This is a genomic window from Kitasatospora sp. NPDC004799 (assembly GCF_040609095.1).
GTDB lineage: Bacteria > Actinomycetota > Actinomycetes > Streptomycetales > Streptomycetaceae > Kitasatospora.
On sequence record NZ_JBEXJK010000161.1, the window covers coordinates 1 to 17,617 of the forward strand.

Genomic DNA, 17,617 nt, shown 5'->3' on the forward strand with positions numbered 1-17,617 from the left:
GCGGTGGTTCGGTGGCGTGCAGTCCGGGGTGGTCCGCGGCGGGTTTGACCGGCGGGTGCGGGCGGACCGGTCCGGCGCCGGCGGCCGCGGTTGCGGCCCGGTCGTCCGGCTCGGGCCCGGCCAGGGTGCGGACGATCGGGGCGGCCGCTCCGGCCGGGAGGTGGGTGGCCAGCCAGAACGCGTCCAGGGCCTCCTCCGGGGTGAGCTCGACCGCCGTGCCGCTCAGGGCCGCCCGCAACCGCCGGTACACGGTCACCGGACCTTGTTGAGCGCGTGCAGCACGGCCTTCATCAGGCCCTGCGGGGCGACCCGGGCCCCGCCGGCGCGCAGGAAGACCGCGTTGAGGATCTGGTCGGTGGCGAGCTCGTCGACGGCCCGCCGGTCGAGGAACTCCTTGACCAGGTCGTCGATCCGGCTGCTCTCGACGTCGGTCAGGTGCGCCTGGATGATCTCGCGGAGCTGCTCCTCGGCCGGGTCCTTCAGGTAGAGCGGCACGCAGCGCCGCAGGAAGGCGGGCGGGAAGTCGCGTTCCCCGTTGGTCGTGATGACCACGACGGGGAACTGGGTGCAGGTGACGGTGCCCCGGGTGACGGGGGTCCGCCCGTTGCGGTCGGCGGTGGTGACGGTGACGACGTCGCGGCCCTGGGGCAGCCGGGACAGCTCGGGGATCTCGAAGACGCCCTCCTCGAAGACCGTGAGCAGGTCGTTGGGCAGGTCGAGGTCGCCCTTGTCGAGCTCGTCGATCAGCAGCACCCGGGGCCGGTCGGTGGGGACGAGGGCGGTGCCGAGCGGGCCGAGCCGCAGGAACAGGCCGATGTCCTCGGCCGCGTCGGCCGACCGGTCGGCGTCCTCCCGGTTCAGCCCGCTGTGCTGGAGGCGGCCGATGGCGTCGTAGCGGTAGAGCGCGTCCTGCAGGGTGGAGCGGCTGTTGACCGGCCAGTGCAGCACCTGGCCGAGGTCGAGTTCGCGCGCGATCTCGTGGGCCAGCGAGGACTTGCCGGTGCCGGGGCGCCCGGTCACCAGCAGCGGCCGGCGCAGGTAGATGGCCGCGTTGATGACGTCGATCTGGGTCTGGTCGTGCAGGACGTACGGGCGGTCGGGGTACCCGTCGGCGGGGGCGGGCCGGTCCGCCCCGTCGGACGCGGCCAGGGCGAAGCGCCGCCAGGGCGGGGGCGGGGGCAGCTCGACCCGCTCCTGCCGGCCGTCGCCGTGGAAGACCCGCCAGGAGGGGTCCTCCGCGCCGGTCTCGGCCGGCGTCGGCGGTGTGGACTGAGTGGTCATGCGTCCTCTGCTCGTTTCGTGGTTCAGGTGTGGCGGGTGGTGGTCAGGGCGTGGTCGAGCGGGCGGCCGGGGTGCTGCCAGACCAGGACGGGCCGCCGGGGCGCGGGGGGCGCCGGGGGCGGGTGCGGCGGGTCGCAGCGGCAGGCGCGGACCCGTTCGGGCAGGTCCTCCGGTTCGCCGGCCGGGTCGAGCGGGTCGAAGTGGGCGTCGGGGACCTCGGCGGTGGCGCCGGCGTCCCAGCACACGATGGGGTAGCCCACGGCGATGGCCATCTGCGCGGCGCGGACCCGGTCGGGCGGGCCGGTCTGGACGAGCGCGCGGGAGGCGGTCCGCTGGTGGACGAGCGTCCGGTAGAAGCCGAGGTCGGCGGCGTCCGCGTCGCGCAGCCGCACCGGGGCGGCGTTCCGGGCGTCCCAGCGGCGTCGGACCTCGGCCTCGCCCGCCCGGACGTCGACCGAGCGGATCACCACGGGGTACTCCCAGCCCAGGACGGTCGGCAGGCCGTCGTCGGGGCCGCCGCGCCAGTCGGCGACGTCGAGGTCCAGGTCGGTGTTGTCGAGGACCACCTCGATCAGCTGCTCGCTGCCGCCGCCGGCCGGCCCGAGGGAGCGGTTCGCGAGCAGGATGCGCTCGACCACCTCGTGCTGGTCGCACGGCAGGTCGGAGCCCTCCGACACCAGGGTCAGCTGCCCGTCGCCGCGGTCGACCGAGACGTAGCAGAGGAACTTGCCGTCCTCGTCGTAGCGTTCCAGCCGGACCACCACGCGGGGCTCCCGGCCCGGCCGGGCGGCCCGCTGCTCGGCGGTGGTGCGGACGAGGTCGAGCGCCTCGGAGGAGACGGTCAGCCGCTCCACGACCCGTTCGGCCAGCCGCCGGACCTCCTGGGCGACGGGCGCGGCGGCCGGCAGCACGGCCAGGGCCTCCAGGGCCTCCACGACCGGCGGCAGCACCGGCGCCGGGCTGTCGCGGAAGCGCAGCTCCAGCCGGTCGAGCCGGTCGATCCGCCACAGCGCCAGCTCCGGGCCGCCGAGGCCGTCCGGGGCGGTGGCCTGGTCGGCGGCGGTCAGCGCGGCCAGGCCGCGGGCCACCTCGCCGGCGGTCAGCGCGGGCAGGGCTCCGAGGAGGTCGGAGATCCGCCGGTGCTCGGCGTCCGACAGCACCCGGACGGGGTGGCGGCGCAGGTGCAGGAACGTGCCGACCCGCAGCAGCCGGCGGGCCCGCTGCCGGTCCGCGGGGCCGAGGACGTCGAGCAGGGTCGCCAGGGCGCGCCGGTGCCGCAGGAGCACCCCGGCGAGCCGCTCGGCGGAGTCCCCGGCGCCGGTGTGGCGGAGCCGGAGCGCGTCGGCCAGGCGGTCGGTGGTCCCCGGCGGCAGGGCGTCGGAGCCGCTGAGCAGTTCCTTGCGCAGGCTCTCCAGCAGCTCGCGGTCGGGCTCCGGGGCGGTCGGGGCGGGGCGGTGCTCGCGGACGTTGAGGTCCCAGTCGCGCACCAGCACGGTCGGGGTCTGTCCGTCGCCGTCGGGAGGGAAGCGGTCGGTGAGGTGGGCGGCGAGGGCGGGCAGGTCCGGGAGCAGCGCGTCCTGGGCCGCCAGCCAGTCGACGACGGTCCGGGAGAACCGGCCGCGGCCGTCGGCCTCCAGGGCGACCTGGTCGGCGGCGGTGGCGTGGATGACGAACTGCGGCACCACGGTGCGCCGGTAGGCCCCGAAGGAGAGCGGCACCGGTTCCCCGTCGAGCCGCCGTTCGGCGTACGTCGCGCAGACGTCGAGCAGGAACACCTGGTGCCCGAAGCGGCACACGGCCGGGTCCGACAGGACCTCGTAGAACTCCTGGGTGTGCAGCCAGCGCGCGGTGCGGTCGGGGTCGCTCGGCAGCATCAGCAGCCGGCGGTCCTGCTGGGCCGTCACGCCGTGGCCGGCCCAGTAGACGTAGAGGACGTCGCCCTCCCGCGGGTCGCGGAGCGTGTCCATGAGCCGGGTGGAGTCGTCGGCGGTCGCCCAGCTCACCGGGACCCGGTGGTCCCGGGCGGCGCGCTCGGCCGCGTCCCGGTTCCGTTCCCGGGGGAACAGCCACAGGGCGATGTTCCCGGGCGGCACGCCGTGGCCGCGCAGCCAGGCGACGAAGGCCAGCGCGTCCGCGACCGGGCCATCCAGCGCGGCACCGGGGTAGCCCTCCAGCCCGACCACGATGGCGTGGACCCGGGCCGGATCGGCCGTCAGGCCAGCCATGTCCGGACGGCCTCCCAGACCTGCGGGTTGCTCCAGTACGCGGAGTGCGACAGCGGGAAGGGCTGGCCGTTGTCGACCCGCACGTCGTGGGCGTGGTCGGGGAAGACGGTCGCGGCGCGGAACGACAGCAGGTCGCGGGGGTCGTACACGTTGAGCCAGCGGCGGGTGAAGTGCGCGGTCGGCGGCTCGCCCGGGGCGAGCGAGACCAGGGCGCCGAGCTCGTGGAAGAACGGCGCCTGGGAGCCGACGGTGATCAGCCGGTCCACCTTCGGCAGCCGTTCCCGCATGAGCAGGTCGACGCAGGCGACCCCGCCGAGGCTGTGGGCGACCAGGGTGACCGAGTCCCCGGGGGCGTGGTCGACGTGCTGCCGGATCAGGTCGCGGACGCCCTGGCCGCGGGCCTGGTAGCGCAGGATGTCGCCGGCCGCCTGCAGCGCGGGGTCGTTGCGCCCGTCCCGGGTGCGCCGGCCCTGCCAGGTCAGGGCGTGCAGGAACGGCGCGGCGAGGAACTTCTTCGCGGCCCCGGTGAGCGAGCGGCTGTCCGTCTCCAGCTCGCTCGCGAGGAGCGCCATCAGGTGGTCCCGGGCGGTGCCGTCCGGGACGTCGAGCCCGGCGCGGCGGGCCCGGGCGAGGGTGGCGGCGAGCAGACCGCGGGCGGCGGCCCGGCGGTGCTCGTCGCCGTCGCGGTCGGCGGTGGCGGCCGCGTCGCGCAGTTCGGGGGAGTGGCGGAGCTCGTCCAGCGCGGCTCCGAAGTGCTCCTCCAGCCCGCGTCCGCGCAGCGCCGCGGCCAGCTCCGGGCCGGGCCGGTAGCCGGTGATCCGGCGTTCGAACACGGCGGACGGCGGCTCGGCGCGGGAGAAGCCGCGGGCCGGTTCCGGCGGGGTGCGCAGGGCGAGCAGCCGCAGCTCGTGCCAGGGGTCGCGGTGCAGGACGGCCCAGGCGGCGACCTCGGCCCGCTCGGCGCGGTCGGCCTCCCGGGGGAGGTGGTCGGGGATCGACGCGCCGCCGAGGGTCAGGTCGGCCCCCATCGCCTCGCCCCAGAAGCAGCCGTGCACGCCGGCCCCCGGGGCCGCGGTCCGCAGGCCCCGCTCGACGGCTTCGAGCGTCTTGAGATAGGAGTCGGCGCGGACTCCGGTGCCGTGGACGAACACCACCGAGTGCGTCATCGGTCCCCCCAGTGTTCCTGGTCCGGCCGCCCCGGCAGGCGTTCGGACCGCGTGGTGCGGCCGAGTTTAACGACGGGTCACCGCACCTGTACGGGAAAGGAGGGGAACGGTCCGGACGGCCGCGGGTCCGGCGGGGAGTAGGTTCGGGGTGTGACGACGAACGCCGTGCCGACCCGTACCCCGGGCGCGAAGCTGATCCTGCTGACCACCACCCACCGGGTGGCCCCCGGCCTGCTGGCGTGGCCGGCCTGGGAGGCCCTGCGGTCGGCGGGGCGGGTGCTGGCCGGGGACGAGGGGCACCCGCAGCTGGCGGCGGTGCGGCAGGCCGGGGTCGAGGTCGAGGTGGTGCCGGCCGGCTCGGCGCCCGCGCTGGCCCGGCTGCTGACCGGGCAGCCGGCCGGGGCCGGCCCGACGGTGTGGCTGGGCGGCCCGGACGGGGACCCGGGGCTGACGGACGCGCTGGCGCGGCTCGCGGTGGAGCACGCCGGCGAGGTGCCCGAGATCGAGGTGCTGCCCGGCTCGTACGACCTGCCGGGCTCGCGGCTGCTGGACCTGGTGACGGTGATGGACCGGCTGCGCTCCCCGGGCGGCTGCCCCTGGGACGCCGAGCAGACGCACGAGAGCCTGGTGAAGTACCTGGTCGAGGAGGCGTACGAGCTGGTCGAGGCGATCGAGGAGGGGGACCGGGCGACGCTGCGCGAGGAGCTGGGCGACGTCCTGCTGCAGGTGTTCTTCCACTCCCGGATCGCCGAGGAGCACCCCACCGAGCCGTTCACCGTCGACGACGTGGCCGGGGACATCGTCGAGAAGCTGGTGTACCGGCACCCGCACGTGTTCGGGGACGCCGAGGCCGGCGGCGCCGCCGAGGTGGAGGAGACCTGGGAGCAGCTGAAGGCGGCCGAGAAGGCGGACCGCGAGTCGGTGCTGGACGGCGTGCCGGCCGGGCTGCCCGCGCTGGCGTACGCGGCGAAGCTGGTCTCCCGGGTGCGCCGGGCGGGCTTCACCGGGGTGCCGGACGAGCCGTACGAGCTGCCGGCCGAGCTGACCGCCGACTCGGCGGGCCGGCTGCTGCTCGCGGTGGCGCAGCGGGCGCACGACGCCGGGGTGGACGTGGACGCGGCGCTGCGGTCGGCCGCGCGCGGCTACCGGGACGCGGTGCGCGCGGCCGAGGGCCTGGAGCCGGACGGGAAGCCGGACGGCGAGTAGGCGGGCCGGGGAGCCCGCCGGGCGGCGCTCAGGCCGCGGTGGCGGCGGGCTCCGGGCGCGGCTGCGGCTGGACGAGCTCGCCGATGGCCTCGCCGACCAGGACGACGAGCTCGGCGAGCCGCTCCAGGTCGAGGTGGTCGGGCAGCTCGGCCAGCGAGATGATCCGCTCGCCGCCCGGCCCGGCCACGGCGAACAGGTCGATCGGGCCGAGGTGCTTCTCGGCGGTGTCCACGAGGGCGGCGACGTCGCTGGGGCGGCGGATGTCGCCGCAGACGCCGACGACGGGGCAGCCCGGCCGGTCGAGTTCGGCGGCGAGGTCCTCGGCGATGCCGACGTGCTGGTCGGCGATCAGCATGCCGGCGGTGCCGGCCGCGGCGAACCTGCGGGCGAGGCCCGCGCCCGACCCGCCGTCGAGGACCGCGACGACGACGACTGACCCGCTGACCCGCATGGTCTGCTCCTCCCTGTGGACGACACCGCACCGGCGCCCACGCGTACTGCGGAGGATCGTAGGCACGTCCTGACCCCCCGCAACAGGGATTACCCCTCAGGTGACCAGACTCACGCCCGCCCCGTGGCCAGGAGTCGGCCAAGCGCCGGCCAAGAGCCGTCCACGGCCCGGCCATCGACCGGTCGTCGTCCGGCCACCGGCCGGCCACCTGACCGCCCACGGCCCGGCCGCCGGCCGTCGGCGCACCGGACCCGGCCCGCCGGAGGGAGGGCGGGCCCGCCGCACCGGATACCGTCGGTCCATGCCAGCTCAGCCCGACCCCGCCCGCCCCGCCGCGCCCTCCGACGCCCCCGCCCCGGAGCTGTTCACCTGGGAGTTCGCCGCCGACCCGTACCCCGCCTACGCCTGGCTGCGCGAGCACGCCCCGGTGCACCGCACCACGCTGCCGAGCGGCGTCGAGGCCTGGCTGGTGACCCGGTACGCGGACGCCCGGCAGGCGCTCGCGGACAGCCGGCTGTCGAAGAACCCGGCGCACCACAGCGAGCAGGCGCACCGCACCGGCCGGGTGGGCATCCCGGGGGAGCGGCAGGCGGACCTGATGACCCACCTGCTGAACATCGACCCGCCGGACCACACCCGGCTGCGCCGGCTGGTGTCGAAGGCGTTCACCCCGCGCCGGGTGGCCGAGTTCGAGCCGCGGGTGCAGCAGCTCACCGACCGGCTGATCGACGGCTTCGCGCAGCGCGGTTCGGCGGACCTGATCCACGAGTTCGCCTTCCCGCTCCCGATCTACGCGATCTGCGACCTGCTCGGGGTGCCGTCCGAGGACCAGGACGACTTCCGCGACTGGGCCGGGATGATGCTGCGACACACGAAGCCGGGACACGGCGGCGGCCAACGCGGCGGCGTGGGGCGGGCGGTGAAGCGGATGCGGGCGTACCTGCTGGAGCTGATCCACCGCAAGCGCGCGGACCTCGGGGACGACCTGATCTCGGGCCTGATCCGGGCCAGTGACCACGGCGAGCACCTGACCGAGAACGAGGCCGCGGCGATGGCCTTCATCCTCCTGTTCGCCGGCTTCGAGACGACGGTGAACCTGATCGGCAACGGCACGTACGCGCTGCTGCGCAACCCCGGGCAGCGGGCGCTGCTGCAGGAGTCGGTGGCGCGCGGGGAGAGCGCGCTGCTGGAGACCGGGATCGAGGAACTCCTGCGCTACGACGGGCCGGTGGAGCTGGCGACCTGGCGGTTCGCGACCCGTCCGCTGACCATCGGCGGGGTGGACATCCCGGTCGGCGACCCGGTGCTGGTGGTGCTGGCCGCGGCGGACCGCGACCCGGCCCGGTTCGCCGCCGAGAACACCCTGGACCTGGCCCGGAAGGACAACCCCCACCTGGGCTTCGGGCACGGCATCCACTACTGCATCGGCGCGCCGCTCGCCCGGCTGGAGGGGCGCGCCGCGCTGGCCACGCTGCTCTCGCGGCTGCCCGATCTGCGGCTCGCGGAAAGCCCGGAGAACCTGCGCTGGCGCGGTGGTCTGATCATGCGTGGCCTGCGCGAACTCCCGGTGGAATTCAGCCCGGAGAGCCGCTCCCCGCACGCCCCTCCGCAGGCCCCGACACGCTGACGAGGAGTCGCCGACCGCCCTCCGGCGGGGTGTGAACGACCATCAATCCGGACATATCGCCGCCGTTGGTAGGCGATCGGACACGGGCCGTAATTGTCGTGTGATATCGATGATATGAGCTTGTGATTGCTCTGATGATCTGTCTACTCTCCCTGGAGTCCGCAGCTGCGGACCCCGTGCGCGGAACGCCGAATCCTGCCCGCCGCGCCACGGGAAACCGACCAGAACCCTGGGCAGGGGCGGGGGAACCAGGTTTGTTGCCGTCTCCCACGGCTTGGGGTGAAGCCGCCCGAGCGGAATCGTCTCCGCGTACGGCGGCCGGGCCACCTCCCGGTCCGAACCCGACAGCTCACCTCGCAGGCGTGCGGAGAGGGACCTCTTCATGCTGTTCGTTGGAACTGGCCGTCACCGTCGTCGCACCCAGGCCGAGAAGGCCATCGCCGTCGCCGGTGTGGCCGGCGTCGGACTCGCGATGCCGCTCCTCACCGCCGCCGGCGCCTCCGCCGCCCCGGCCTCCACCTGGGACGCCGTCGCCCAGTGCGAGAGCGGCGGCAACTGGAGCATCAACACCGGCAACGGCTTCTACGGCGGCCTGCAGTTCACCTCCAGCACCTGGAAGGCGTACGGCGGCACCGCCTACGCGGCGCAGGCCAACCAGGCCAGCAAGGCCCAGCAGATCTCGGTCGCCGAGAAGGTCCTGGCCTCGCAGGGCCCGGGCGCCTGGCCGGTCTGCTCCCAGAAGGCCGGCCTGACCAAGGGCGGCGCCCCGGCCGTGGTCGACACCTCCTCGGACACCAAGCCGCAGTCCGCCCCCAAGCAGCAGGCCCCGAAGCAGCAGGCCCCGAAGCCCGTCGCCAAGCCGGCCGAGAAGCCGGTCGCGAAGCAGGCCCCGCAGCCGGTCCAGCAGTACGCCCCGAAGCACGCCGCTCCCAAGCAGGCCGAGCAGCCCGCCGAGAAGCCGGTCCAGCAGTACACCCCGAAGCACGCCGCCCCGCGCGCGGCCCAGCCGGCCCAGGCCGCGCAGGCCACGGGCCACGACTACACCGTCCGCTCCGGTGACACCCTGTCGAACATCGCCGCCGCCCAGGGCGTGTCCGGCGGCTGGCAGGCGCTGTACGACGGCAACCGCGGCACGATCGGCGGCAACCCGGACCTGATCATGCCCGGCCAGGTGCTGAACCTCGGCTGAGCCGACGCACTCGACTTCGGGAGCCCCTGGTCTCCCGCCGCGCGAAGGGGGCCGGCCCTACCGGCCCCCTTCGTCCGCATTCGCCCGCTCCGGGGGGACGAGCTGGGACAAGCAGGTGAACTACCGGTGGGTAGGGCGGCCACACGCTGAGACGGAACCGAGGCGGACGTGGCCCCGGGAGCCCGGGCGGTTAGGCTCTGGTCGTAACGACTCCGCAATCGTCCTGCTGACAGCACCCCGTCAGACCGGACCCTGCTTCCGCAAGGAGATGCCTCGTGCCGTCCATCGATGTCGTCGTAGCCCGTGAGATCCTCGACTCGCGCGGCAACCCCACGGTCGAGGTCGAGGTCGGCCTCGACGACGGCAGCACGGGTCGTGCCGCTGTCCCGTCGGGTGCCTCCACCGGCGCCTTCGAGGCGCTGGAGCTGCGCGACGGCGACAAGAACCGCTACTTCGGCAAGGGCGTCGAGAAGGCCGTCCTCGCCGTCATCGAGCAGATCGGCCCGGAGCTCGTCGGCTACGACGCCACCGAGCAGCGCCTGATCGACCAGGCCATGCTGGACCTGGACGCCACCCCGGACAAGTCCTCGCTCGGCGCCAACGCCATCCTGGGCGTCTCGCTGGCCGTCGCGCACGCCGCCTCCGAGGCCAGCGACCTGCCGCTGTTCCGCTACCTGGGCGGCCCGAACGCGCACGTCCTGCCGGTCCCGATGATGAACATCCTCAACGGCGGGTCGCACGCGGACTCCAACGTCGACATCCAGGAGTTCATGATCGCCCCGATCGGCGCGGAGTCCTTCTCCGAGGCCGTCCGCTGGGGCGTCGAGGTCTACCACACGCTCAAGGGCGTGCTGAAGGAGCGCGGCCTGTCCACCGGTCTGGGCGACGAGGGCGGCTTCGCCCCGAACCTGGACTCCAACCGCGAGGCCCTGGACCTCATCGTCGAGGCCATCCAGAAGGCCGGCTACGTGCCCGGCCGCGACGTCGCGCTGGCCCTGGACGTCGCCTCCTCCGAGTTCTACGAGGACGGCGCCTACCAGTTCGAGGGCAAGGACCTCACCTCGGCCGAGCTCATTGAGTACTACGCCGAGCTGGTCGCCGCCTACCCGCTGGTCTCCATCGAGGACCCGCTGGACGAGTCGGACTGGGACGGCTGGAAGGCCATGACCGACAAGCTGGGCGACAAGGTCCAGCTGGTCGGCGACGACCTGTTCGTCACCAACCCGGCCCGCCTGGCCCGCGGCATCGAGACCGGCACCGCCAACGCGCTGCTGGTGAAGGTGAACCAGATCGGCTCGCTGACCGAGACCCTGGACGCCGTCGAGCTGGCCCAGCGCAACGGCTACCGCTGCATGATGTCGCACCGCTCCGGCGAGACCGAGGACGTCACCATCGCCGACCTGGCCGTCGCCACCAACTGCGGCCAGATCAAGACCGGCGCCCCGGCCCGCTCCGAGCGCGTCGCCAAGTACAACCAGCTGCTGCGCATCGAGGAGATCCTCGACGACGCCGCCGAGTACGCCGGCCGCGGCGCCTTCCCGCGCTTCAAGCACGAGGGCTGACGGCCCCGGGCCCGTCCGGCCCGAGGGCTCGGCGCTCCCGGTGGCGCACGCCTGACCGGTGCCCCGCCGTTCACCCCGTAGGGTGGACGGCGGGGCACCGTCGCGACCAGGAGGGGATGCGGGAGATGGCTGGCTGGAGGATCCCGGGCTTGGCGGCCCGGCCCCGGTTCACGAGCCGGGCGACCGTCCTCGTCCTGGTGCTCTGCTCGCTGGTGGCGATCCTCGCCTACCCGACGCGGCAGTTCATCTCCCAGCGCGCCGAGATCTCCGCCCAGCGGGCGAAGGCCGACCACGCGCGCCAGCAGGTCGAGCAGCTGCGCCGGGAGAAGGCCCGCTGGCAGGACCCGGAGTACGTCAAGGCGCAGGCCCGCGCCCGGCTGCACTACGCGGTGCCGGGGGAGACCCCGTACATCGCGGTGGACCCGGCCGGCCAGGCCGCCAGGTCCGCCGGGCCCGCCGCCGCGCCCGCCCCTCCCGGCAGTACGGCGCAGGGCGCCAAGCCCTGGTACGCCAGCATCTGGGACTCGGTGGACGCCGCCGACACCGCCGCGGCGGCCCCCGCCACCCCCCTACCCCTCCCACCGTCCCCCGTTGGAGACACCTCCCCCCATGACCACTGAGAACCACCCCACCGTCTCCGACGCCGACGTCGCGGCCATCGCCGCCCAGCTCGGCCGGGTGCCGCGCGGCCTGCGCGGCGTGGCGCACCGCTGCCCCTGCGGCAACCCGGACGTCGTGGAGACGGCCCCCCGGCTGCCGGACGGCACGCCGTTCCCCACGCTCTACTACCTGACCTGCCCCAAGGCCGCCTCGCTGATCGGCACCCTGGAGGCGGAGGGCGTGATGAAGGACCAGAGCGCCCGGCTCGCCGAGGACCCGGAGCTGGCCGCCGCCTACCAGAAGGCGCACGAGGACTACATCGCCCGGCGCGACGCGATCGAGGTGCTGGAGGGCTTCCCGAGCGCCGGCGGCATGCCGGACCGGGTGAAGTGCCTGCACGTGCTGGTCGGCCACTCGCTGGCGGCCGGCGAGGGCGTCAACCCGCTCGGCGACGAGGCGCTCGGCATGCTGGAGGACTGGTGGGCCAAGGGCCCGTGCGTCTCCCCGGCCGAGGTCGAGGCCGCCGGTGAGCGGGTGGCCCGCAACCGCGCCAAGGAGCAGGACCACGAGGCCGTGATCGCCGCCAAGGAGCGGAAGACCGCCGAGCGGGCCGCGAAGAAGCGCGCCGCCGAGGACGCCGCGACCGAGGGCGCCGCCGCCGAGGACGCCGCGACCGAGCGGGAGTCCGAGTGAGCACGACCCGGGTGGCCGCGATCGACTGCGGCACCAACTCGATCCGCCTGCTGGTCGCCGACCTCGACCCGGACACCGGGGAGATCACCGACCTGGACCGCCGGATGATCGTCAACCGGCTGGGCCAGGGCGTGGACCGGACCGGCCGGCTGCACCCGGACGCGCTGGCCCGCACCTTCGCGGCCTGCCGGGAGTACCAGGAGATCATCTCCGGCTTCGGCGTCGGCCCCGAGCGGGTCCGCTTCGTCGCCACCAGCGCCTCCCGGGACGCCGAGAACAGCGACGAGTACGTCAAGGGCGTGCGCGACATCCTGGGCGTCGAGCCCGAGGTGGTGAGCGGCGAGGAGGAGGCGCACCTGTCCTTCGTGGGCGCCACCAAGGAGCTGACGGGGAGCCAGTTCCCCGGCCCGTACCTGGTGTTCGACCTCGGCGGCGGCTCCACCGAGTTCGTGCTCGGCATGGACGACGTGGAGGCGGCGCGCTCGGTGGACATCGGCTGCGTGCGGCTCACCGAGCGGTACTTCGGCGACGCCGAGCTGCCCTCCGAGGAGCAGGTCGCGGCCGCCCGGGCGCACGTGCGCGCCGAGCTGGACCGGGCCGAGGAGGTCGTCCCGCTGACCGGCGCGGCCACCCTGGTGGGCCTGGCCGGGACGGTCACCACGGTGTCCGCGATCGCCCAGGGCCTGCCCGGCTACGACTCGGAGGCGATCCACCACTCGCGGATCGGCCGGGACCAGGTCGCCGCGATCACCCGGGAGCTGCTGGCCGCCACCCACGCCGAGCGCGCGGCCATCCCGTCGATGCACCCGGGCCGGGTGGACGTGATCGCGGCCGGGGCGCTGGAGCTGCTGGAGATCATGGAGCGCACCGGCGCCGCCGAGGTGGTCGTGAGCGAACACGACATCCTCGACGGAATCGCCTGGGGTATCGCCCGCTGACCCCGTGCGGGGCTTACCCGCCCCGGCCCCGGTCCTCCTTTCGGGGGGCCGGGGCCGGGGCGCGCCCGCACCCGGGCGGGAAAGTTCGTGAATTTCTTCACATGGCGATCCGGCCATTCGCCGCAGCGGCCCGCCCGCTACGTCCGAAATGTGGGACCGAAGGCCCGTCGGCGGAGTGGCCCATGAGATCGCAGGTCAGGCCTCGGTTGAGGTTTGAAAATCGAAATCACGCTCGGGAACCCGGGCCTTGTGCGGATCGTTGCTGCTCAGGCCGGTGGTGTTCCGGTGCGCGTCCGCGCGGGGCCGTCCAGGGGTGGGGGTCGCCGCGCCGGGCCCGTTTTCGCGGCCGCGCAGTGTAGCACGGGGGGTCCGTCAACTTGTGACCGGGCTCACGAAGGCTGCTCCGGACGGTGCTGGATACTTTCGGATATGAGCACCACGGAGCGTCCTCGCATCCTCATTGTCGGCGGTGGTTACGTCGGCCTGTATGCCGCGATGCGCATCCTCAAGAAGATGCGTTACGGCGAAGCGACCGTCACGGTCGTGGACCCGCGGTCGTACATGACGTACCTGCCCTTCCTCCCCGAGGCGGCCGGCGGCAACGTCGCGCCCCGCAACCTCGTCGCGCCGCTGCGCAGCGCCCTCAAGAAGGCGGAGGTGCTGACCGGGTCCGTCACCGGCATCGACCACGCCCGCAAGGTCGCCACCATCCAGCCCGCGGCCGGCGACAGCTACGAGCTGCCCTTCGAGTACCTGGTCGTCGCGACCGGCTCGGTCTCCCGCACCTTCCCGATCCCGGGTCTGGCGGAGAACGGCATCGGCATGAAGACGGTCGAGGAGGCCATCGGCCTCCGCAACCACGTCATGGCCCAGCTCGACAAGGCCGAGTCCACCACGGACGAGGAGATCCGCCGCAAGGCGCTGACCTTCGTGGTGATCGGTGGCGGCTTCGCCGGCATCGAGACGGTCGCCGAGATCGAGGACATGGCCCGCGACGCGGCCAAGCTGTACAAGACCGTCAGCCGTGACGACATGCGCTTCGTCGTGGTCGAGGCGGCCAACCGCATCCTCCCCGAGATGGGCCCGGACCTCGGTCTGTGGACCAAGGAGCGGCTGGAGGAGCGCAACATCGAGGTCTACATCGAGACCTCCATGGACTCCTGCGTCGACGGCCACGTCATGCTGAAGAACGGCATGGAGATGGACGCCTCCACCATCGTGTGGACGGCCGGCGTGAAGCCCAACCCGGTGCTGTCCGAGTTCGGCCTCCCGCTGGGCCCGCGCGGCCACGTCGACACCGCGCCGACCCTGCAGGTCCAGGGCTTCGACTACGTCTGGGCCGCCGGCGACAACGCCCAGGTGCCGGACCTCGCCGCCGGCGAGGGTGCCTGGTGCCCGCCGAACGCGCAGCACGCCTGCCGTCAGGCCGTCGTCCTCGGCGACAACGTGATCTCCGGCATGCGCGGCTTCCCGCAGAAGGAGTACAAGCACAAGAACCTGGGTGCGGTCGCCGGTCTCGGCCTGCACAAGGGCGTGGCGATCCTCTTCGGCAAGTACAAGCTGAAGGGCCGTCCGGCCTGGTGGTTCCACCGCCTGTACCACGGCGCGATGGTGCCGACCTTCAACCGCAAGGTCCGCGTCTTCACCGACTGGACGCTCGCGATGTTCCTCAAGCGCGAGATGGTCGGCCTCTCCCAGATGGAGAAGCCGCAGCTTCCGATCCAGGAGGTCACCCCGCCCACCAAGCCCGTCGAGGCCGCCAAGCCGGCCGCCGACAAGGAACTCGCGAGCAAGTAAGCGACTGAGACCCCGGTGTGGGAGCACCGGGGTATGAGTCGGAGGCCCTCCGCCCGGCAGCGTTGCCGGACCACGACCTCCGTGGTGCTCAGCCGGCCGTGCGACCGGGCGGAGTACAGAAGTAGAAGGTCCCCTGCCGAAACCCTCCGGCAGGGGACCTCTTCTCGTTCCGGGACCGGTCAGTCGGTCTTGATCGAGTCCAGGATGTCCAGCTTGGACGCCCGGCGGGCCGGCCAGATCGCGGCCACCAGGCCGACCACCCCGGCCAGCGCCAGGAACAGCGCCAGCTGGCCGTACGGCAGGACCGTGGTCAGGCCGGAGAGGCTGGACTTCAGGGTGCCGTTGATCGCCCAGGCGATGAAGCAGCCGAGCAGCAGGCCGATGCCGGCGCCGAACAGCGAGATCACCACGGACTCCAGCCGGACCATCCGCTTGATGCCGCCGCGGTCCAGGCCGATCGCCCGCAGCATCCCGATCTCGCGCTTGCGCTCGAAGACCGACATCGCCAGCGTGTTGACCACGCCCAGGATCGCGATCAGGACCGCCATCCCCAGCAGGCCGTACATCAGGTTGAGCGCGAAGGTGATGGTCTGGCTGAACTCGTCCCGGACGTCCTGCTTGGACTTCACGTCGATCACCGGGTTGGCGCCGGTGGCGTCCGTGATCGCCTGCTTGAGGGCGCCGGTGTCGCCGTCCTTGCCCTTGACCAGGACGTCGGAGATGTACGGCTTCGGCTCGTGCTTGGCGATCTCGCTGTTGGCCAGCATGACCGGGCCGAGCATGCCGCCCGCCTTGTAGACGCCGCCGACGGTGAGCTGCCCGGTGGACTCGTCCGGGAAGGTCACGTTCAGCACCGAGCCGGTGGTGGCGTTCAGCTTCTTGGCGGCGTCCTCGTCGAGCAGCAGCTGGCCCTTGCCGAAGCCGGCGGTGGAGCCGCTGGTCAGCTGGACGTCGGCGAGCTGGTCGAGGACGGCCGCGTCCAGGCCGTTGACCGCCTTGGTGGTGCCGTTGAGCTCCCAGAACGCGGTCGTCATCGCCGAGGAGGCGGCCACCCCGGGCGCCTTGGCGATCTGGGCGGGCACCTGCTCGGACAGGCTCATGCCGTTGGCGGCCCCGACGATGAAGTCGGCCCTCATCGAGCTGGTGACGGCCCGGTCGACGGTGTCGTTGACCGAGGCGCCGATCACCGTGAGGCCGGTGACCAGGGTCAGACCGATGGTCAGCGCGGCGGCGGTGGCCGCGGTGCGGCGCGGGTTGCGCACCGCGTTCTGCTGGGCGAGCTTGCCCGGGGTGCCGCCGAGCCCGCGCAGCAGCGGGCCGACCAGCGCGACCACCGGACGGGAGAGCAGCGGCAGCAGGACGAACACGCCGATCAGGGCCAGGAAGGCGCCGGCGCCGACCGGCAGCCGGCCGCTGTCGTTGCCGGTGGAGGCGCCGTAGCCGATCAGCGCGAGGCCGCCGCCGGCGAGCACCGAGCCGATCGTGTTGCGGACCACCAGGCTCTTCTGGGAGACCGGCTGGTCACCGCTGCTCATCGCGGCCACCGGGGCGATCCGGGCGGCGCGCACGGCGGGCAGCAGGGCCGAGGTGACCGTCACCAGGACGCCGACCACGACCGTGACGACGATGGTGAGCGGCTTGATCACCAGCGAGCCGTTCGGCATGTTCTCGTTCAGCGAGCCGATCAGCGACTGCATCCCGGCGCCGATCCCGATGCCGGCGACCAGGCCGGCCGCGGCGGAGACGGTGCCGATCAGCAGGGCCTCGATCAGCACGGACCGGGTGACCTGCTTGCGGCTGGCGCCGATGGCGCGCAGCAGGGCCAGCTCCTTGGTGCGCTGGGCGACCAGCATGGTGAAGGTGTTGGCGATGATGAAGATGCCGACGAAGAGCGAGATGAAGGCGAAGACCAGGAGCATCGTGCGCATGCTGCTGGTGCCCTTGGTGATCATCTCCTGCTCGTCGGCCTTGAGCTTGGCGCCGGTCTCGATGTCGAACTGGTTGCCGGAGGGCACCTTGGGCCGGGCCTCGGCGAGCAGGGCGTCCTGGCTGGTGCTGGGCTTGGCGGTGAGCACGATGCTGCTGTAGCGGCCCGGCTCCAGCAGGGTCTGCTGGGCGGTGGCCTTGTCGAACAGGGTCAGCGTGCCGCCGGTGTTCACGACCGGGTCGTCGGTGGTGAAGACGCCGGTGAGCTTCGCCTCGACGACCGGGCCGTTGGCGGCGACCCGGACGGTGTCGCCGACCTTGTAGCCCGCCTTGTCGGCGGTCTTCCGGTCGAGCGCGACCTCCTTGGCGTTCTTCGGGCCCTGGCCCTCGGCCATCGGGTAGCGCGGGTCCTTGCCGTCCTGGCCCGGCGCGAAGTTGGCGCCCTTGGCGGCCCAGACCTGGCCGATCAGGTGGCCCTTCTTGTCGGCCACGCCGGTGAAGCCGCTGACCACGCCGCGGGCGGCGGCGGTGCCCGGCAGGGCGGTCAGCTGCTGGACGGTGGCGTCGGTGAGGGTGGCCGAGCCGCCCTCGCTCTTCTGGCGGGCGGAGGCGCTGGAACCGGCCGTGCGGTCCACCACCTGGACCGAGACGTCGGAGTAGCTCTTGGAGTTGCTGTCCCGCATGGCCTTGCCGAAGGTGTCGGAGAAGACCATGGTTCCGGCCACGAAGGCCGTGCCGAGCATGACGGCCAGTGCCGTCATCAGCAGTCGGCCCTTGTGGGCCAGCACGTTGCGCAGTGCGGTGCGATACATGGGGTGTCCTGGGAAGGGTCGGTGAGCGGGCTGCGGCTGCGGCTGGGTCAGCTGGTGCGGCCCTTGGCGTCGAAGCGGCGCATGCGGTCCAGGACGGTGTCGGCGGTGGGCTGGTGGAGTTCGTCGACGATGCGGCCGTCGGCG

General features: G+C 73.4%; 13 protein-coding genes, 2 pseudogenes and 1 riboswitch. Of the genes and pseudogenes, 8 read left to right on the top strand and 7 right to left on the bottom strand.

Annotated features, from left to right (window positions below):
- From ABZW03_RS20885 to ABZW03_RS20900, 4 genes are all read right to left on the bottom strand, one after another.
- On the bottom strand, positions 1 to 256 hold a 256-nt coding region (locus tag ABZW03_RS20885), incomplete at its 3' end, for a hypothetical protein (RefSeq protein WP_355260174.1).
- The gene (locus ABZW03_RS20890; RefSeq protein ID WP_355260176.1) at positions 253 to 1,281 is read right to left on the bottom strand and encodes a MoxR family ATPase; all 1,029 of its coding nucleotides are present in this window, start codon (positions 1,279 to 1,281) and stop codon (positions 253 to 255) included. The genes ABZW03_RS20885 and ABZW03_RS20890, both read right to left, overlap by 4 nt.
- 23 nt (positions 1,282 to 1,304) lie before the next feature.
- A complete protein-coding gene (locus ABZW03_RS20895) occupies positions 1,305 to 3,506 on the bottom strand; it encodes a hypothetical protein (RefSeq protein ID WP_355260179.1) in 2,202 nt (733 codons plus the stop codon).
- Positions 3,494 to 4,672: a hypothetical protein gene (locus ABZW03_RS20900; protein WP_355260182.1), complete on the bottom strand. Its 1,179-nt coding sequence runs from the start codon at positions 4,670 to 4,672 to the stop codon at positions 3,494 to 3,496. Before ABZW03_RS20900 ends, ABZW03_RS20895 begins: the two co-directional genes overlap by 13 nt.
- Before the next feature lie 150 nt (positions 4,673 to 4,822).
- Here ABZW03_RS20900 and ABZW03_RS20905 point away from each other — a divergent pair, with 150 nt between their 5' ends.
- The gene (locus ABZW03_RS20905; protein WP_355260184.1) at positions 4,823 to 5,878 is read left to right on the top strand and encodes a MazG family protein; all 1,056 of its coding nucleotides are present in this window, start codon (positions 4,823 to 4,825) and stop codon (positions 5,876 to 5,878) included.
- A 28-nt stretch (positions 5,879 to 5,906) separates the two neighbouring features.
- Here the strand turns inward: ABZW03_RS20905 and ABZW03_RS20910 are convergent, their stop codons facing one another.
- A complete protein-coding gene (locus tag ABZW03_RS20910; RefSeq protein WP_355260187.1) occupies positions 5,907 to 6,329 on the bottom strand; it encodes an SDR family NAD(P)-dependent oxidoreductase in 423 nt (140 codons plus the stop codon).
- A gap of 301 nt (positions 6,330 to 6,630) precedes the next feature.
- Here ABZW03_RS20910 and ABZW03_RS20915 point away from each other — a divergent pair, with 301 nt between their 5' ends.
- From ABZW03_RS20915 to ABZW03_RS20945, 7 genes and pseudogenes are all read left to right on the top strand, one after another.
- Entirely contained in the window at positions 6,631 to 7,956 is a 1,326-nt protein-coding gene (locus ABZW03_RS20915) for a cytochrome P450 (RefSeq protein ID WP_355260190.1), read from the top strand.
- Between the two features lie 209 nt (positions 7,957 to 8,165).
- Positions 8,166 to 8,333: riboswitch (cyclic di-AMP (ydaO/yuaA leader) on the top strand.
- Positions 8,334 to 8,338: 5 nt separating this feature from the next.
- The gene (locus tag ABZW03_RS20920) at positions 8,339 to 9,145 is read left to right on the top strand and encodes a transglycosylase family protein (RefSeq protein ID WP_355260192.1); all 807 of its coding nucleotides are present in this window, start codon (positions 8,339 to 8,341) and stop codon (positions 9,143 to 9,145) included.
- 275 nt (positions 9,146 to 9,420) lie between these two features.
- Positions 9,421 to 10,707, top strand: a complete 1,287-nt coding sequence (gene eno, locus ABZW03_RS20925) for a phosphopyruvate hydratase (RefSeq protein WP_355260195.1) — start codon at positions 9,421 to 9,423, stop codon at positions 10,705 to 10,707.
- Between the two features lie 149 nt (positions 10,708 to 10,856).
- Positions 10,857 to 11,327 carry a septum formation initiator family protein gene (locus ABZW03_RS20930; protein WP_355260197.1) on the top strand — a complete coding sequence of 157 codons (471 nt, stop codon included), beginning with the start codon at positions 10,857 to 10,859 and terminating at the stop codon, positions 11,325 to 11,327.
- Positions 11,299 to 11,814, top strand: a pseudogene (locus ABZW03_RS20935) (DUF501 domain-containing protein); the annotation flags it as partial. The gene ABZW03_RS20930 and the pseudogene ABZW03_RS20935, both read left to right, overlap by 29 nt.
- Positions 11,815 to 11,996: 182 nt before the next feature.
- Positions 11,997 to 12,938 carry a Ppx/GppA phosphatase family protein gene (locus tag ABZW03_RS20940; protein ID WP_355260200.1) on the top strand — a complete coding sequence of 314 codons (942 nt, stop codon included), beginning with the start codon at positions 11,997 to 11,999 and terminating at the stop codon, positions 12,936 to 12,938.
- Positions 12,939 to 13,367: 429 nt separating this feature from the next.
- Complete coding sequence (locus tag ABZW03_RS20945) at positions 13,368 to 14,735, top strand: NAD(P)/FAD-dependent oxidoreductase (protein ID WP_355260203.1); 1,368 nt, start codon at positions 13,368 to 13,370, stop codon at positions 14,733 to 14,735.
- Positions 14,736 to 14,914: 179 nt separating this feature from the next.
- On the opposite strand, the gene ABZW03_RS20950 is transcribed toward ABZW03_RS20945, so the two are convergent.
- Both ABZW03_RS20950 and ABZW03_RS20955 read right to left on the bottom strand, forming a co-directional pair.
- On the bottom strand, positions 14,915 to 17,473 hold the full coding sequence (locus ABZW03_RS20950; RefSeq protein WP_355260205.1) for an FtsX-like permease family protein: 2,559 nt from the start codon (positions 17,471 to 17,473) through the stop codon (positions 14,915 to 14,917).
- A 47-nt stretch (positions 17,474 to 17,520) separates the two neighbouring features.
- Positions 17,521 to 17,617 (bottom strand): annotated as a pseudogene (locus tag ABZW03_RS20955) (ABC transporter ATP-binding protein); the annotation flags it as partial.

What these genes read in the sequence shown, in the direction of transcription:
- ABZW03_RS20920 (WP_355260192.1), top strand. Translation starts at nt 8,339, where the DNA reads ATGCTGTTCGTTGGAACTGGCCGTCACCGTCGTCGCACCCAGGCCGAG.
- ABZW03_RS20910 (WP_355260187.1), bottom strand. Translation starts at nt 6,329, where the DNA reads ATGCGGGTCAGCGGGTCAGTCGTCGTCGTCGCGGTCCTCGACGGCGGG.
- ABZW03_RS20950 (WP_355260205.1), bottom strand. Translation starts at nt 17,473, where the DNA reads ATGTATCGCACCGCACTGCGCAACGTGCTGGCCCACAAGGGCCGACTG.
- ABZW03_RS20945 (WP_355260203.1), top strand. Translation starts at nt 13,368, where the DNA reads ATGAGCACCACGGAGCGTCCTCGCATCCTCATTGTCGGCGGTGGTTAC.
- ABZW03_RS20900 (WP_355260182.1), bottom strand. Translation starts at nt 4,672, where the DNA reads ATGACGCACTCGGTGGTGTTCGTCCACGGCACCGGAGTCCGCGCCGAC.
- ABZW03_RS20895 (WP_355260179.1), bottom strand. Translation starts at nt 3,506, where the DNA reads ATGGCTGGCCTGACGGCCGATCCGGCCCGGGTCCACGCCATCGTGGTC.
- ABZW03_RS20915 (WP_355260190.1), top strand. Translation starts at nt 6,631, where the DNA reads ATGCCAGCTCAGCCCGACCCCGCCCGCCCCGCCGCGCCCTCCGACGCC.
- ABZW03_RS20890 (WP_355260176.1), bottom strand. Translation starts at nt 1,281, where the DNA reads ATGACCACTCAGTCCACACCGCCGACGCCGGCCGAGACCGGCGCGGAG.